The 14,258-nt window shown below is 40.3% G+C and carries 17 protein-coding genes; 11 read left to right on the forward strand and 6 right to left on the reverse strand.

Annotation, left to right across the window (positions count from 1 at the left end):
• Positions 1 to 18: 18 nt before the first annotated feature.
• Together ACSLUF_RS05845 and ACSLUF_RS05850 are read left to right on the forward strand one after the other, a co-directional pair.
• A complete protein-coding gene (locus ACSLUF_RS05845; RefSeq protein WP_435625177.1) occupies positions 19 to 744 on the forward strand; it encodes an RDD family protein in 726 nt (241 codons plus the stop codon).
• On the forward strand, positions 744 to 1,358 hold the full coding sequence (locus ACSLUF_RS05850) for a trimeric intracellular cation channel family protein (RefSeq protein ID WP_435625178.1): 615 nt from the start codon (positions 744 to 746) through the stop codon (positions 1,356 to 1,358). Before ACSLUF_RS05845 ends, ACSLUF_RS05850 begins: the two co-directional genes overlap by 1 nt.
• On the opposite strand, the gene ACSLUF_RS05855 is transcribed toward ACSLUF_RS05850, so the two are convergent.
• Positions 1,359 to 2,081: a peptidylprolyl isomerase gene (locus ACSLUF_RS05855; RefSeq protein ID WP_435625179.1), complete on the reverse strand. Its 723-nt coding sequence runs from the start codon at positions 2,079 to 2,081 to the stop codon at positions 1,359 to 1,361.
• Between ACSLUF_RS05855 and ACSLUF_RS05860 the strand changes: the two genes are divergently transcribed.
• Both ACSLUF_RS05860 and ACSLUF_RS05865 read left to right on the forward strand, forming a co-directional pair.
• Entirely contained in the window at positions 2,080 to 2,721 is a 642-nt protein-coding gene (locus tag ACSLUF_RS05860) for an NUDIX hydrolase (protein ID WP_435625180.1), read from the forward strand. The genes ACSLUF_RS05855 and ACSLUF_RS05860 overlap by 2 nt on opposite strands.
• 36 nt (positions 2,722 to 2,757) lie before the next feature.
• Positions 2,758 to 3,570 carry a lysophospholipid acyltransferase family protein gene (locus ACSLUF_RS05865; protein ID WP_435625181.1) on the forward strand — a complete coding sequence of 271 codons (813 nt, stop codon included), beginning with the start codon at positions 2,758 to 2,760 and terminating at the stop codon, positions 3,568 to 3,570.
• On the opposite strand, the gene ACSLUF_RS05870 is transcribed toward ACSLUF_RS05865, so the two are convergent.
• The 3 genes from ACSLUF_RS05870 to ACSLUF_RS05880 form a co-directional block, all read right to left on the reverse strand.
• Complete coding sequence (locus ACSLUF_RS05870) at positions 3,567 to 4,208, reverse strand: hypothetical protein (RefSeq protein WP_435625812.1); 642 nt, start codon at positions 4,206 to 4,208, stop codon at positions 3,567 to 3,569. The two genes, ACSLUF_RS05865 and ACSLUF_RS05870, sit on opposite strands and share 4 nt — an antisense overlap.
• 5 nt (positions 4,209 to 4,213) lie before the next feature.
• On the reverse strand, positions 4,214 to 4,708 hold the full coding sequence (locus ACSLUF_RS05875) for an RNA polymerase sigma factor (RefSeq protein ID WP_435625182.1): 495 nt from the start codon (positions 4,706 to 4,708) through the stop codon (positions 4,214 to 4,216).
• A gap of 66 nt (positions 4,709 to 4,774) precedes the next feature.
• Positions 4,775 to 6,199, reverse strand: a complete 1,425-nt coding sequence (locus tag ACSLUF_RS05880; protein ID WP_435625183.1) for an amidohydrolase — start codon at positions 6,197 to 6,199, stop codon at positions 4,775 to 4,777.
• 100 nt (positions 6,200 to 6,299) lie between these two features.
• Here ACSLUF_RS05880 and ACSLUF_RS05885 point away from each other — a divergent pair, with 100 nt between their 5' ends.
• Both ACSLUF_RS05885 and ACSLUF_RS05890 read left to right on the forward strand, forming a co-directional pair.
• Positions 6,300 to 7,592: an NAD(P)/FAD-dependent oxidoreductase gene (locus ACSLUF_RS05885; protein WP_435625813.1), complete on the forward strand. Its 1,293-nt coding sequence runs from the start codon at positions 6,300 to 6,302 to the stop codon at positions 7,590 to 7,592.
• Positions 7,593 to 7,741: 149 nt separating this feature from the next.
• Positions 7,742 to 8,485, forward strand: coding sequence for a DUF2927 domain-containing protein (locus ACSLUF_RS05890; protein WP_435625184.1), 744 nt, complete (start codon positions 7,742 to 7,744; stop codon positions 8,483 to 8,485).
• A gap of 117 nt (positions 8,486 to 8,602) precedes the next feature.
• Here the strand turns inward: ACSLUF_RS05890 and ACSLUF_RS05895 are convergent, their stop codons facing one another.
• Positions 8,603 to 10,294 carry a glycoside hydrolase family 13 protein gene (locus ACSLUF_RS05895; protein WP_435625185.1) on the reverse strand — a complete coding sequence of 564 codons (1,692 nt, stop codon included), beginning with the start codon at positions 10,292 to 10,294 and terminating at the stop codon, positions 8,603 to 8,605.
• Positions 10,295 to 10,435: 141 nt separating this feature from the next.
• On the opposite strand from ACSLUF_RS05895, the gene ACSLUF_RS05900 reads away from it, so the two are divergent.
• Positions 10,436 to 10,954, forward strand: a complete 519-nt coding sequence (locus ACSLUF_RS05900) for a hypothetical protein (protein WP_435625186.1) — start codon at positions 10,436 to 10,438, stop codon at positions 10,952 to 10,954.
• A gap of 8 nt (positions 10,955 to 10,962) precedes the next feature.
• Here the strand turns inward: ACSLUF_RS05900 and xerD are convergent, their stop codons facing one another.
• Complete coding sequence (xerD, locus tag ACSLUF_RS05905; protein ID WP_435625187.1) at positions 10,963 to 11,859, reverse strand: site-specific tyrosine recombinase XerD; 897 nt, start codon at positions 11,857 to 11,859, stop codon at positions 10,963 to 10,965.
• A gap of 181 nt (positions 11,860 to 12,040) precedes the next feature.
• Here xerD and ACSLUF_RS05910 point away from each other — a divergent pair, with 181 nt between their 5' ends.
• The 4 genes from ACSLUF_RS05910 to aroQ all read left to right on the forward strand — a co-directional run bounded on the left by ACSLUF_RS05910 (position 12,041) and on the right by aroQ (position 14,231).
• Positions 12,041 to 12,568 (forward strand): outer membrane beta-barrel protein, encoded by a 528-nt coding sequence (locus tag ACSLUF_RS05910; protein WP_435625188.1) that lies wholly within the window; start codon positions 12,041 to 12,043, stop codon positions 12,566 to 12,568.
• Positions 12,569 to 12,625: 57 nt separating this feature from the next.
• Entirely contained in the window at positions 12,626 to 13,084 is a 459-nt protein-coding gene (locus ACSLUF_RS05915) for a hypothetical protein (RefSeq protein WP_435625189.1), read from the forward strand.
• Between the two features lie 185 nt (positions 13,085 to 13,269).
• A complete protein-coding gene (locus tag ACSLUF_RS05920; protein WP_435625190.1) occupies positions 13,270 to 13,731 on the forward strand; it encodes a hypothetical protein in 462 nt (153 codons plus the stop codon).
• Between the two features lie 80 nt (positions 13,732 to 13,811).
• On the forward strand, positions 13,812 to 14,231 hold the full coding sequence (gene aroQ, locus ACSLUF_RS05925) for a type II 3-dehydroquinate dehydratase (RefSeq protein WP_435625191.1): 420 nt from the start codon (positions 13,812 to 13,814) through the stop codon (positions 14,229 to 14,231).
• The last annotated feature ends 27 nt before the right edge of the window (positions 14,232 to 14,258 follow it).

Below are 14,258 nucleotides of genomic sequence, written 5' to 3' on the forward strand. Positions count from 1 at the left end.
GTCTAAAATTAATGTTATATGGGTAACCTCCAAATCAATACAACGCAAAATGTAAACCTGGATTATAAAATTGTAGGGCTGGGTGAACGTATTGTATCTTTTTTTATAGATGCCTTGATTTTGTACATGTATGCGTTTTTGGTAAATCTGATAGGTGATGCCATTTCTTATGTGTATGAAGATACCTGGACGCAACGTGGTTTAGTGGCCTTTATTTTTCTTCCAGCCATGTTCTATAGTTTATTGATGCATAGCATTTTCAATGGGAAAACCGTTGGGAAAATGCTTTTGAAGATGCGTGTGGTAAAAGTGGATGGAACCCCGGTGCATTGGAGCAATTATCTGGTACGTTGGATGCTGCGTTTGGTTGATATCTGGATTTTTTTGGGCTCCATCGGTATTCTGAGTATCCTTTTTTCGGAAAAAAGACAACGAGTAGGAGACGCTGCAGCAGGTACCGTAGTGATTAGTACAAAAAACAAGACTAAAGTATCCCATACTATTTTGGAAGAAGTAGAGGAAAAATACGAACCCATGTTCACCAACGTGACCGTTTTGACCGATAAGGATGTAAGACTAATAAAAGACACCTATCTGATTGCCAAGAAAAGTAGTGATTTTAAAACGCTCAAAGCACTACGGGTTAAGGTGGAAAGCATCCTGAATACAAAATCAGAGCTATACGATGCCCCATATTTGGATACGGTATTAAAAGATTACAACTACTATACGCAAAAAATGTAATGGGACTGTATCAGCTGGTCGATATATTGGGTACAATTGCATTCGCTGTTTCTGGGGTATTGGTGGCGATGGACAAACGATTAGACCTGTTTGGGGTACTGATTATCGCTTTCGTGACCGCCATTGGGGGAGGAACCCTTCGGGATTTGCTGATTGGCAATACCCCCGTTACCTGGATGCGTGATTTGACCTATGTGTCCATTCTTCCTGCTACCGTTGTATTAACCATAATTTTCTCTAGACAGCTAAAATATCTTAGAAAGTCACTTTTTTTGTTTGATACCATTGGAATTGGACTCTATACCATGCTGGGAATCGAGAAGGGACTGGAGGCCAATTTATCACCCATCATGTGTATTGCTCTAGGAACGATGACTGCAAGTTTTGGTGGTGTGCTTCGTGATATACTTTGTAATGAAATTCCAGTGATTTTTAGAAAAGAAATCTACGCCACCGTATGCATCCTAGGAGGTACTTTATACTTTATTCTCAAATGGACTGGAATTCCAGAAGAATACGCCTATATCAGTTCAATTTTGGCAGTGATTACCCTACGTATCCTTGCCGTTCGGTTTAGTATCAGACTACCCAATATTTATCCGTCCAAACCTTAACTAAAGCACTTCAGCTTTTAAGATATACACATTTTGCCATGGCCAATCGCCATCTCCCACAGGTACTTGGTTTATGGCATCCACAACATCCATTCCCTGAATTACCCGTCCAAATGGGGTGTAAGCACCGTCAAGATGATAAGAGCCTGGTTTAGCGACCACAATAAAAAACTCATAGGGAGAAGCCAACTTATGCGGATTATCCCTTTCGCTGCTCGGCATGGAAATGGTTCCCCTATGGTGTTTGTATCCTTTTTTGGCATCTGGAGGCAGTAAGTATCGACCGATATCTCTTCTCTTTCGGGGGGTTTCTTTGTCATCCGAATTTCCTCCCTGAATTATAAATTCCTTTACAATTCTATGAAATTGGGTGTTGTCAAAATACCCTTTCCGTGTTAGATAAATGAAGTTGGCTTTGTGATATGGAACATTATCGTATAACTGCACAGTAAAACTTCCCATACTGGTGGTTAGTTTAACCTTATTGGCTTTTTCCTCTTGGGCATAGTTGAAGAAAAAATCAATGGCGTTTTCCTCCGTAAGTAGAAATTTCTCTTCCTTTTCCTCAGGCTCGGGTTCACTCGGTTCCTTGACTTCCTGAACGGTATCTTTCACTTCCTGTTTAGCAACCGATTCAGGTTCCTTTTTTTTGGAAGTTTCTCCGCAGGAGACCAAAAAAAATAGTAGTATACTTGTAATGCAAGCCGATTTTCTAAACCTCATGGATTTTCAAGAGTTTTACGAACAAGTTTTAAAAATAAAAAATCTACCGCTGCCGGGAAGCGATTCACATCATAAAATGTCGCCGGCTTTTAGAAAGCAGTGGTTAGAGTCCAAGAAGATTGAAGCCCAGAATCCAAAAAAAGCGGGTGTAATGGCTTTATTCTATCCCAATACTAGTCAAAATACACAGCTATTACTTATTCTCAGAAAAACCTATCAAGGAGTTCATTCCAATCAAATTGCTTTTCCTGGTGGAAAAGAAGAACCTGAGGATAAAAGTCTTTTGGAAACGGCGTTACGTGAAACCCATGAGGAGGTGGGTATACCTCCCACTTCCGTGGAGGTAGTAAAGGAATTAAGCGAGGTATACATTCCTCCAAGCAATTTTTTGGTTCAACCCTATATCGGTTTGTACCCTAAACCTGAATCATTTCAAATCCAAGAAAGCGAAGTGGAATCCGTTGTTGAGGTGCTGTTATCTGACTTTTTGGATGGCTCCAATCTTTCAGAGGAAAAATTGAGTACCTCTTATGCAAAAAACATTAGCGTACCTGCCTTTAAATTAAATGGTTATACCGTTTGGGGGGCTACGGCTATGATGCTAAGTGAAATCAAAGAGCTCTTGGAACAGGTGCTATAAGGGTCATTTTTGTACATTAGCTTTTTACACAAATTTATGGGGCTCTTTAAAGAAAATCCTTTTGGGCACATCCTTTTCCTCAAAAAATGGTTGATTCGTATCGCCGGTATGATGACCCATCAACGGTATAAGGGTTTCAATACCCTAGAGATTGAAGGTTCACAGGTAATTCGAGATCTTCCAGAAAACAACGTACTTTTTGTAAGTAATCATCAAACCTATTTCGCGGATGTGGTTGCGATGTTCCATGTTTTTAATGCCAGTTTGAGCGGAAGGGAAGATAGCATCAAAAACCTTGGGTATCTATGGAACCCCAAGCTGAACATCTATTACGTGGCGGCCAAGGAAACCATGAAAAAAAGCATGTTGACCAAAATTTTGGCGTATGCCGGTTCCATAAGCATAGAAAGAACGTGGAGAGCCGATGGTCAAGATGTAAATCGCCAAGTAAAATTTAGTGATATCAGTAATATTGCGAAAGCTTTGGACGATGGATGGGTGATTACTTTTCCCCAGGGAACAACGACCCCCTGGAAACCTCTGAGAAAGGGTACAGCGCATATTATCAAACGTTATAAGCCTGTAGTGGTTCCGGTGGTAATAGACGGTTTTAGACGCTCCTTTGATAAAAAAGGGCTTCGGGTAAAAAAGAAGGGTATTTTGCAATCCATGCATATCAAGGCTCCTCTTGAAATAGATTATGACAATGAGTCTGTGGAAGCCATAATCGAGAAGCTGGAATATGCCATTGAGCAACATCCATCCTTTCTACATGTTATCCCAGAAGAAGATTTAATCGCCTATGAAGAAGAGCATCAGAAAAGGCGGTATAGTTACAAAGGGGATTAGACTTCCAGTTTTTTCAGTTCTCTATAATTTTCTTTGAGTCTTTTAAGCAGGATGCCATATAGGAGTCTATAAAAGAGCCAAATGGCAACCAACAGTACTCCTGTAAATAAAACTGAGACTGCAATCACCAGAAACCAAAAAGTAACCTCGTTACCCTGTTCTGTGGCAGTTTCTACGATTTCCCTACCCTCATCACTGTAAAGCAAAACCCCGTATAGGCTTATAATCATATAGGTCGCGAAAATGATAAGGTTGAACCAGACGTATTGGGTAACGGTTCGTTTGACTTTCAATATGGTTTTCATGAGTTTACGGGAAGAATCCGTGACCGATATTTTCCTATAGTTCATGTAAAACTTAAAAATGAAATAGAGGATAATTCCATAATTGACAAAATTCAAAACCATCATGATATTATAAATATGCATTGCCTTCAGGTCTTGCATATATTGTGGGTCACTTGAGATGATATTGATGGCCGCCCAAAAAACGAATTCAATAAGACTGATGTAAAAAATCCATTTCACCATGGAAGAGGATTTTTTCCAAATCATTGGATAGATATCATCGTAGGAAAGTTTAGGAAGTTGTGCTTCCTTATTCTGCCAATCCTTTTTTAAGAGCTCCAATTCATCCATCATAACTAAGGATTTAAGATGGTTCTTAATTTATTTTTTATCCGGTTCATTTTCACACGGGCATTCACTTCTGTAATACCCAAAGTCTCCGAAATTTCACTATAATCTTTATCTTCCAAATACAGAAAGACCAACGCCTTATCAATATCTCCAAGCTGTTTAATGGCATTGTACATCAACTTGAGTTGCTTTTCTTCCGTATCGTCATACTCATCAGCCTTTATTTTATAAATAACTGAGTCATAGTCCTGTGTGTCAACTTTCTTTTTTGACTTTCTGTACAGGGTAATGGCCGTGTTTAATGCAACACGGTACATCCATGTACTGAACTTGGCATCACCACGAAACTTGGGATAGGCTTTCCATAATTGAATGGTAATTTCTTGGAATAGGTCCTTATGGGAATCCCTGTCATTCGTATATAGGCTGCATACTTTGTGAACAATGTTTTGATTGTTCTCAAGCTCCGTAACAAAACGATGTTCCAGTTCTTTGTTCAAAGTGGTTGGTAAGTTTTCCTAATTGGTATGAAAAATTCCGGTTTTGTTACATCTGGATGCTTGGAATTATTTTCTATAATCCAAAGCAGGAGGTCTGTCTCCCAATAGTGGAATATATTCAAAATCCTCTCCACGACGTTCGATAAATTCCGTTTTTGCCGCCTCTACAATTTTAGTGTCAGAGAACAGTTCCATAGCGGTAAGTGTTAGGGTTTTGGCAGCTACCATCATTCCTTTAACACCTATGGATGTACCCCCAGCCGCAACAGCCTGCCAGCTATGCGCAGGGGTTCCCGGAACCCAAGTAGCGGTTCCCATGCCTACGGTAGGTACTGCAAAACTAACATCACCCACATCTGTAGAACCGTACGCACGAGCCTCTTCTTTATACGGTTGAATGTTCAAGGCTCGTTTCATATCCAATTCCTCATAACCAAGACTTTTGGAAATCTTTTCTGCAAATTGCTTTTCTTCGTCGGTATAGGTTACGCCTCCAATGGCACTTAAATTTTTATGCATGATTTTTTGAAGGGTAAGATTAGGAAGTAATTCATGTGTACCCCCAATCATTTCATAATCCATGGTGGTACCCGTACCTAAAGCTGCCCCTTCGGCCGCCTTTACAATGCGGTCAAAAATATCGATGACCACATCTCGCTTTCCATGTCGGGCGTAGTAATACACTTCAGCAAAATTAGGGACGACATTTGGTGCTTTTCCTCCATCTGTGATTACATAGTGAATCCTAGCTTCTTGTGGAATATGTTCCCGCATCATATTGACCATCATATTCATGGCCTCGACTCCGTCCAAAGCAGAACGACCTCGGTCTGGCGCTCCAGCTGCATGGGCAGAAGTACCATAAAACCGAAATTTTGCTGATTTGTTGGCCAAGGCTGCTCCTGCACTGGCTGCATTCTGGGAACTGGGATGCCAATGCAAGGCGATATCTACATCGTTAAAAAGCCCTTCCCGTACCATATACACTTTTCCAGAACCCCCTTCTTCGGCGGGACATCCATAAAATCGAATGGTTCCTTGCCCTTTATTTTCTTTTAGCCAGTTTTTTGTTGCTATGGCCGCGGCAGTGGAAGCTGTACCGAATAAATGATGTCCACAGGCGTGTCCGGCAGCCTTATTGGCGGTCTTTTTTTCTGGAACAGCCTGTTGGGAAAGTCCCGGAAGTGCATCGTATTCGCCCAAAATGGCTATCACTGGGTAGCCCGAACCATACTCGGCAACAAAGGCCGTAGGGATTCCTGCTACTCCTTTTTTTATGGAAAAGCCTTCATCAGCTAGGGTTTTTTGCAATAATGCAGAGCTTTTTTCCTCCAAATAGCCCATTTCAGCTAAGTCCCAAATCTGGAGAGCGATGTCGGCATACTTTTTTTGGTTAGCGTCCAATTTTTCTAAAACATCATCTGCCTTTTTTTGGGAAAAGAGGGTTGTGCAAAATAAACTTAGCGTGCAAAGGAGCAATACTTTTTTCATGGGTTCTTATGAGTTAGTCAGAAAATTAAAGATACTAAAAAACCCTTTCCAAAATACTGTTGTAATCATTGGAATATGTACTTTTATGACCATGTCAGAGATGAACATTCCGCAGTCCAGTTTTCCGCGAATCATTATTATTGGCGGGGGATTTGGAGGTATTGCTTTAGCAAAAAAGCTTTCAGGTAAGGATGTGCAGGTACTTTTATTGGACAGGCACAATTACCATACGTTTCAACCCCTATTGTATCAAGTATCCACCGGAGGTTTGGAACCCGATTCCATTGCATATCCCATTCGAAAGGTGTTACAAGGCTATCCCAATTTTTATTTTCGGTTGGCTGAGGTGATGCAAATTGATACCGAAAAAAGGAGATTGGAAACCAATATTGGCGGCATTGGGTATGATTATTTGGTGGTGGCCACAGGTTCTGAAACCAATTTTTTTGGGAATCAGAATATCCAATCCAATGGCATGGCCATGAAAACGGTGCCCCAATCCTTGAATCTGAGAAGTCTGATTTTGGAGAATTTCGAACAGGCTTTGTTGACCGATGACCTTCATGAGCGGGATGCTTTGATGAACTTTGTGATTGTAGGCGGGGGTCCAACGGGAGTGGAATTGGCAGGAGCTTTAGCCGAAATAAAAAAAGGAATTCTTCCCAAGGATTACCCCGATTTAGATACCCGTAGAGCACAAATAAATCTCGTTCAAGGGAGCGACCGAATACTCCCTGCCATGAGTGAAGTTGCCTCGGCAAAAGCTGAACGGTTTCTTGAGAAATTGGGAGTGAATGTCTGGAAAAACATTCGCGTCAGTGATTATAATGGTAAACGGGTTACCACTGACACAGATACCAAATTTGAAGCCTGTACCTTGGTTTGGGCTGCAGGTGTAAAAGCAGTTAGCATCAAAGGTCTGGATGCTGGAGATTTCATATCTCGGGGCAGTAGATTGAAAGTAAATCACTTTCACCAAGTGGAAGGATTCGAAGAGATTTTTGCTATTGGTGATGTGGCTCAAATGGAATCTGAAGCATTTCCGCATGGACATCCTATGATGGCACAACCCGCAATTCAGCAAGGGGAAAGTTTGGGAGAAAATCTGGCCCGTTTGGTAGACGAAAAACCTATGAAACCCTTTAAATACAAGGATAAGGGTAGTATGGCAACGGTAGGACGCAATAAGGCCGTTGTTGACTTAAAGAAATTCAAGTTCCAAGGCGTGTTTGCCTGGTACGTTTGGATGTTCGTTCACCTCTATTTCTTGATTGGTTTCCGCAATAGGGTAGTTGTCTTTATCAACTGGGTCTACAACTACATTAAATTTGATCGCGAAGCCCGTTTGATTATCCGTCCTTTTAAAAAGGAGTATCAAGTTTCCAAAAAATAGGAAGGCGGTGTAAATCCATCAATCTAAAAAGACTATTGGTCAATTTGATACAACCTCCGATTACCTATTTTCTAAATTTCGCATAGCTCTTAGAGTTGTATAGGTTTTAGCTTATTGCATTAACCTAATTCATAAATTTTAGACAAAGCGTGAACTTAAAAAATAGATTCTACTTAGTTTGCTTATCAAGTATTTTCATTATTGAATGGTCTTGTACCAAAGATGAAAATAGTATAACCGCTGAACAGGATTTAAACAAATCAGAACTAACCGAATCAGAAACTGTGGTTATTAGTTATTTCAAAGAAATCGCTTTAGGTTTTGAAAATGGAAATTCGGCTGAGATAATACGAAAATGGAGTTCTCCTATGAGAGTTTTTATTGCCGGTAATGCTTCGTCGACGTCAAAAGACAAAGTGGAGCAAACAATAGATCAAATTAATGAGCTGGTAACAGATGGCTTTTCAATAGAGATTGTTACACAGTTTGAGTCTCATAATTGCCTTATATTCTTTGGAACAAAATCAGAGTTCCTTACCATTTATCCAGAAGCGGAAGGGCAAATAGGTTCTAACTTTGCGATTTTTAATGTTTGGTGGAACAACAATAATATAAATAGAGCAAGGATTTTTATTGATTCTTTTCGGGTTAGCAAGGAAAAGCAAGAGAGCTTAATTATTGAGGAAATCACCCAAATACTAGGGTTGGGGAAAGATTCATCTAGATTTCCAAACAGCATATTTTATGAAACACCTACCGATGGGGGTTTTGCTTCGGAGTATGCAGATATTGATAAAGAGCTTATTCGGCTTTTATACCATCCAAGCATGAAAGTAGGATTGAATGAAGAACAGGTTGATTTAGTTTTGAAGGAAATTCTAATGAATGAATAAAATACCTAACACTTTCATAGATGGAATCTTGTAAAAGAAACCAATGATTAATCTAAGGCTTACTGAACAAAAGTGCCCTATCAATCAAATTGATGTTTCCCGCAGAAAATCTAAAAACTATCTAAGTCGATATACACACGCCTGATAGGGCTGTAGCTCAAACTTTCCATCTTTCTTGTCCGCGATAGAGCTGTCATTGGAGATAATCAAATGAAGTTCTCCAAAACCTTCGTTGGATAAATCAATGGTTACCGGTTCAGTCGAGAAACTGAGTAGAATTAGGTATTTGTTGTCATCCGAAATTCGAGTGTACGCATATACCTTTTCACTATCCTCCAGAAGCAAGGTGTAATCCCCATAAACCAAACCTAAATGGTCTTTCCGAACTTGAACCATCTTTCTAAAATAGTTCAGTACCGAGTCAGTATCTTTCTCTTGTGCGGCAACGTTGAGTCCAGTTTTATGGTTTGGATTTACCTTAAGCCAAGGGCTTGTTTTGGAGAATCCAGCGTTTTCTGAATCATCCCATTGCATGGGAGTACGGCCATTATCCCGTGCCGCTTCCTTTTCATTTTCAATAAAGGTTTTCAAATCCATACCCTGTTGCTTTAGCAACTCGTATCGGTTTAGGGTGTTGATGTCTTGGTAATCCTCTATGTTGTCAAAGCGAATGTTGGTCATCCCAATTTCATCACCATAGTAGAAGTAGGGCGTCCCTTTCATGGTCAATAAAAAGGTCTGTAGCATGGTAGTCGAATTGTTCCAGTGCTCTGGGGAATCATTCCCCCAACGGCTGATGGTACGGGGATTATCATGATTACTCAAAAACAGACTGCCCCATCCTTTTTCAGCAAAGGTTTCATCCCAGTCCGAAAAAATCTTTTTGAATTCAGTCAGCTTCCACGGGTCGCTACGCATCCAGAAAACTTCATCTCCTTCGCGGTCCAGGGACATCAACTCAAAATGAAAAAACATATTCAGTTCTTCCCGGTCTTCATCCACAAAAAGCAAAGCCTGGTCTCGGTCTACTCCTGGAGTTTCGCCTACGGTCATGACATCGTATTTGCTGAGAACCTTTTGGTTCATTTCATGTAAATAGTCGTGTAATTTTGGACCATTGGCATAAAAGGGAACGAAATTTCCATTGTACTCTTCTGGCAATTCAGGATAGCTAATGTCTTTGGAAATAAAGGGAATCACGTCCATTCTAAAGCCGTCTACCCCTTTTTTGAACCAAAAGTGCATCATATCATAAATCTCCTCGCGCACTTTGGGATTTTCCCATTTTAAATCAGGTTGCTTTACTGAAAAATAATGCAGGTAGTAGCTATCGGTTTGCTCGTCATATTTCCAAGCATTTCCATCAACATCAAAATAGCTGAAACGTTTAGGAGGGTCCCCTTTTTCCGCAGGCCACCAATGGTAGTAATCCCTGTGCGGATTTTCTCGTGATTTTCGGGATTCTTGAAACCACATATGTTCATCACTGGTGTGGTTTACTACCAAATCCATGACCAATTTCAAGCCACGTTCGTGCATACCCGCCAAGAGTTGGTCGAAATCAGCCATAGTGCCGAATTCTTCCATAATATTCCGATAATCGCTTATATCGTAGCCGTTATCATCGTTCGGAGACCGATACACAGGGCACAACCAAATAATATCAATACCCAAACTCTTAATATAATCCAATCGCTTTATAATCCCTTGAATGTCCCCGACACCATTTCCTGTGGTATCCTGAAAACTTCTTGGGTAAATCTGATATACTACTCCTTCTTTCCACCATTTGCGTTGATTGGATTCCATATACTCAAAGTTTAAGGTGTCAAATTTAAACTCTTTTTCTTAAGGGAATCTTGTTTTTTTCCAGGGTTTTTTAGGTTAAAGTTTCGCTAAAGAAAAGGGGAGGAAATCTCAGATGAAGTAATTTAAGGGAAAGTTATCGCTATGACCTTCCAAAGTTTTAAATGGGCCATTGTAGTTCTTTTCCTTGGAATTCAGCTTGCCTTCGCACAAACCCCTGACGAAAATGTAGGTGTAGAAGAAAAACCAAAGGTTTTTATTGATGGGCATGATTATCCGTCTTTTGGCGATGGTTCTAATTTTGCGTGGTTTGAAATCCATTTTCCTTTGACAGAAACCAGTGAAATAGGTGTCGGGGGAGAGCACTATCGCACCTTTTTTGCAGACCGCTTCAATGTACCTATCCGATACAAAAAGTTTATTAGTGAAAAATCTTATTTTTTTGGAGGCTATCAATTAGAATGGGATCTGTTGAATGAAGGAGCAGGAAGACCCAATCCCACACCAATGCAGGAGGTATTTTTTGGAGTAGGGTATGAGGTAAAACCCAATATGTTTCTGGAAACAAGATTTGTGCAGCCCATTGGAACTCCCGAATTTAATAAGGTCGGTTATGGTATTGGACTTCCGAGGCTTGAGTTTGGCGGCAAATGGAAGTTTTAGGGAAAACTTTATTTTCTTGGATGAAATTGATGCAACACCTCGCTTAGGTGCTGACGATTTACATGCATATACACTTCGGTTGTGGTTATACTCTCATGTCCCAACATTTGTTGGATAGCCCTAAGGTCCGCTCCGTTTTCCAACAGATGGGTAGCAAAGGAATGTCTGAAGGTGTGAGGACTGATGTTTTTTTGCAAGCCAATCTTTTCCGCTAGGTCTTTAATGATGGTGAAAATCATGGCCCGAGTCAGCTTTTTACCTCTCCGATTCAAGAATAGGTAATCTGAAAATTCTTTTTGAATGCTCTGGTGTACCCTTACTTCGTACCTGTAGATATTGATGAATTTTTTGTTGATTTCGCTGATGGGCACAAACCGCTGTTTATCTCCCTTCCCCGTCACTTTTATAAAATCTTCTTCAAAATATAGGTCGGATAACTTCAATCCTATCAACTCCGAAACCCGTAATCCACACCCGTACAAAGTTTCCAAAATGGCCCGATTTCGTTCACCCTGCTGATGGGAAAGGTCAATAGCATTTATGAGTTCATTGATTTCCTCGGTCGATAAAGTATCTGGCAACTTTCTGCCAATTTTCGGTGTTTCAATAAGTTCAATCGGGTTATCAGAGCGGTATCCTTCAAAAATAAGATAGTTGAAAAAGCCCTTAAGACTTGAGATAATCCGAGCCTGGGAACGTGGATTCATGGTTTTGGCCACATCATAAATGAACTTTTGAACGGTTTCCTTGGCGATTTGTAATGGGCTTTCGGAAAGCTTGTTCTCTTTCAAAAAACCCATCATTTTTTGGATATCCGAAGTGTAGCTGGAAATGGTATTGGTGGAAAGACCACGTTCTATTCTAAGGTAATCGGCATAATCTTTTAAAACATGTTCCCATTTCATTGGCTAAAAATAGAAACAAAAAAAGTGTATTCGAAATACCGCTGGTCGATTGGTCAATTCAAAGCAGGTTTTTATCAATTCAAAAGGGAAAGAGGGAGTGATTACAGATACCTTGGCCTTGGTTTATTCATACTTTTTTGGGTACAGGGACGTTTTAATGCAGTATAAACCTTACTCAACCATGAAAAAAACCGTTACAACAAGTATTTTTTTGCTCTTAGTGATTTTAACCGCCCAAGCACAAGTAGATAGAAGTAGTTTTAAGGCAGGACTCCTTGCAGGTATTCCTGTTGGTGAATCAACCTCTAGGGCTTCAAGTTTTGCTATAGGATTGGATGCTAACTACCATTGGGGAGTATCCAAACTTTTGGATGTTGGGTTGGCCAGTGGATTTATAAATGCTTTTGGTGATACCGAAACCTCTTCTACAATTGGTGGGGGTGAGATCACTACCTCATTTGAAGATTTTCAGTTTATTCCTGCAGCAGCCTCAGTACGAATTTATCCTACCTATGAATTTAAGTTCGGTGCCGATGTTGGATATGCCTTTGGTGCAAGCGAGGAAACGAATGGAGGGTTCTATTACAGACCAGTGGTGGGCTATAACATTACGGGCAATACTGAAATAAATGTCTCTTATATGGCCATAACCGATGATACCAACTTTACATTTTCCATGGTGATGGCAGGAGTGTTGTTCCTATTCTAGGTACTCTCAGGAAGAGGCATTTTTTGATTTTTAAATAATAACCATAAATATCAAAAAATGAAGAAATTACTTTTTACACTTCTTTTAACCTCTTCACTATCCACACTTACTCAAGCCCAAACCAACTATGATGGTGCATTGGGTCTTGGTATTGACCTTTTAGGCGATTTTACCTTTGTAGGTGCTGGGGGAAAATACTTTTTCTCGGAAAAACACGTAGGTCAAGCACATTTAGGGTTTGAGCAAAATGCGACCATAATTACGGCCTTGTATTCCTTTCATAAACAATTTGTTGGTGCTCGAGGTCTAAGATGGTATACCGGAATTGGTCCCAGTATCGTTTTTCTCGATGGCGATAACTCTTTTTCCCTACGTCCACATGCCGGTTTGGATTTTAAGTTTGACGGAGTACCCATAGTACTGAACTTTGATTGGAGACCCGCAGTAATTCTGAGTAATTCAGGAGACAATGAAATAGGCAGTTTTGGGTTCGGAATCATGTTTGCCTTTCATTAAAACATTTGATTAGCTATTGAATTGAGCAGGGGATATCCCTGCTTTTTTTGTTTGGATACCTTCTGGCTTGAGTCTGGTACTAATCTTTTTTTAGTGATGCTACGTATATAGATGTGAAGTGTTTTGTGCTCAACGTTTTGCTGTTGGGCAATGAAACCTCTAAACTCAACTACTAAACATGTATTATGAAAAAAACAGTCTTTTGTTTATTCGCATCCCTTGTCTTTTTTAGTTTTTCCTTTGCTCAAACTAGTTATACCGGTGCTGTAGGACTTGGTATTGACCTTTATGACAGCGCAACCTTTGTAGGTCCTAGTGGTAAATACTTCTTCTCCAGCAACCATGTCGGTCAAGCAGATTTGGGCTTTGAGGATAATGCCACAATAATTACCATATTGTACTCGTACCACAAGGAGTTTCCAGGAGCTAGCGGCTTGCGCTGGTATGCCGGAGCCGGACCAAGTATCATTTTAATAGATGATTTCGACAATATTTTCAGTCTACGTCCACATGCTGGATTGGATTTTAAGATAGACGGTGTGCCTATTGTGGTCAACTTTGATTGGAGGCCAGCCATTGTGCTAAGCGATGCCGGTGATGGCGAAGCAGGAGCTTTTGGATTTGGAATTCAATATGCTTTTGACTAATCCTCTTTTTCAAAACAAGTATATAAGGGCAGTTGATTTCAGCTGCCCTTTATTTTTTGGAGATATTGTACTTTTAACACATGAAGCTTATTATCATCAACGGACCCAACCTGAATCTTTTGGGAAAACGAGAACCGGAAGTTTACGGAAAAACCACCTTTGAAGACTACTTTTCCACCTTGCAACAAAAGTACCCAACCGTCGAATTGGAGTACTATCAATCCAATATTGAGGGCGAGCTGATAGGCAAAATTCAAGAGGTGGGGTTTGATTTTGATGGCATCATATTAAATGCAGCCTCCTATACCCATACTTCGGTAGGAATTGGCGATGCAGTTAAGGCTGTGGAAACCCCTGTTGTAGAGGTTCATATTTCCAACACCCATCAACGGGAAGATTTTAGACACGTATCCTATATCGCGGATGCTGCAAAAGGCGTTATTCTCGGTTTTGGTCTTCTGAGCTATGACTTGGCCATCCAAAGTTTTTTAAAAGACTAGTCCAGCGTTAAACGTCTATTCCGCTCT

Origin of the sequence: Flagellimonas sp. (assembly GCF_965601775.1) — a bacterium.
Classification (GTDB): domain Bacteria; phylum Bacteroidota; class Bacteroidia; order Flavobacteriales; family Flavobacteriaceae; genus Flagellimonas.

Coding starts and splice junctions, on each gene's coding strand:
- xerD (WP_435625187.1), bottom strand. CDS start 11,859: ATGAAATGGGAACATGTTTTAAAAGATTATGCCGATTACCTTAGAATA.
- ACSLUF_RS05920 (WP_435625190.1), top strand. CDS start 13,270: ATGAAAAAAACAGTCTTTTGTTTATTCGCATCCCTTGTCTTTTTTAGT.
- ACSLUF_RS05885 (WP_435625813.1), top strand. CDS start 6,300: ATGAACATTCCGCAGTCCAGTTTTCCGCGAATCATTATTATTGGCGGG.
- ACSLUF_RS05850 (WP_435625178.1), top strand. CDS start 744: ATGGGACTGTATCAGCTGGTCGATATATTGGGTACAATTGCATTCGCT.
- ACSLUF_RS05895 (WP_435625185.1), bottom strand. CDS start 10,294: ATGGAATCCAATCAACGCAAATGGTGGAAAGAAGGAGTAGTATATCAG.
- ACSLUF_RS05855 (WP_435625179.1), bottom strand. CDS start 2,081: ATGAGGTTTAGAAAATCGGCTTGCATTACAAGTATACTACTATTTTTT.
- ACSLUF_RS05910 (WP_435625188.1), top strand. CDS start 12,041: ATGAAAAAAACCGTTACAACAAGTATTTTTTTGCTCTTAGTGATTTTA.
- ACSLUF_RS05845 (WP_435625177.1), top strand. CDS start 19: ATGGGTAACCTCCAAATCAATACAACGCAAAATGTAAACCTGGATTAT.
- ACSLUF_RS05865 (WP_435625181.1), top strand. CDS start 2,758: ATGGGGCTCTTTAAAGAAAATCCTTTTGGGCACATCCTTTTCCTCAAA.
- aroQ (WP_435625191.1), top strand. CDS start 13,812: ATGAAGCTTATTATCATCAACGGACCCAACCTGAATCTTTTGGGAAAA.
- ACSLUF_RS05915 (WP_435625189.1), top strand. CDS start 12,626: ATGAAGAAATTACTTTTTACACTTCTTTTAACCTCTTCACTATCCACA.
- ACSLUF_RS05870 (WP_435625812.1), bottom strand. CDS start 4,208: ATGGATGAATTGGAGCTCTTAAAAAAGGATTGGCAGAATAAGGAAGCA.
- ACSLUF_RS05880 (WP_435625183.1), bottom strand. CDS start 6,199: ATGAAAAAAGTATTGCTCCTTTGCACGCTAAGTTTATTTTGCACAACC.
- ACSLUF_RS05860 (WP_435625180.1), top strand. CDS start 2,080: ATGGATTTTCAAGAGTTTTACGAACAAGTTTTAAAAATAAAAAATCTA.
- ACSLUF_RS05900 (WP_435625186.1), top strand. CDS start 10,436: ATGACCTTCCAAAGTTTTAAATGGGCCATTGTAGTTCTTTTCCTTGGA.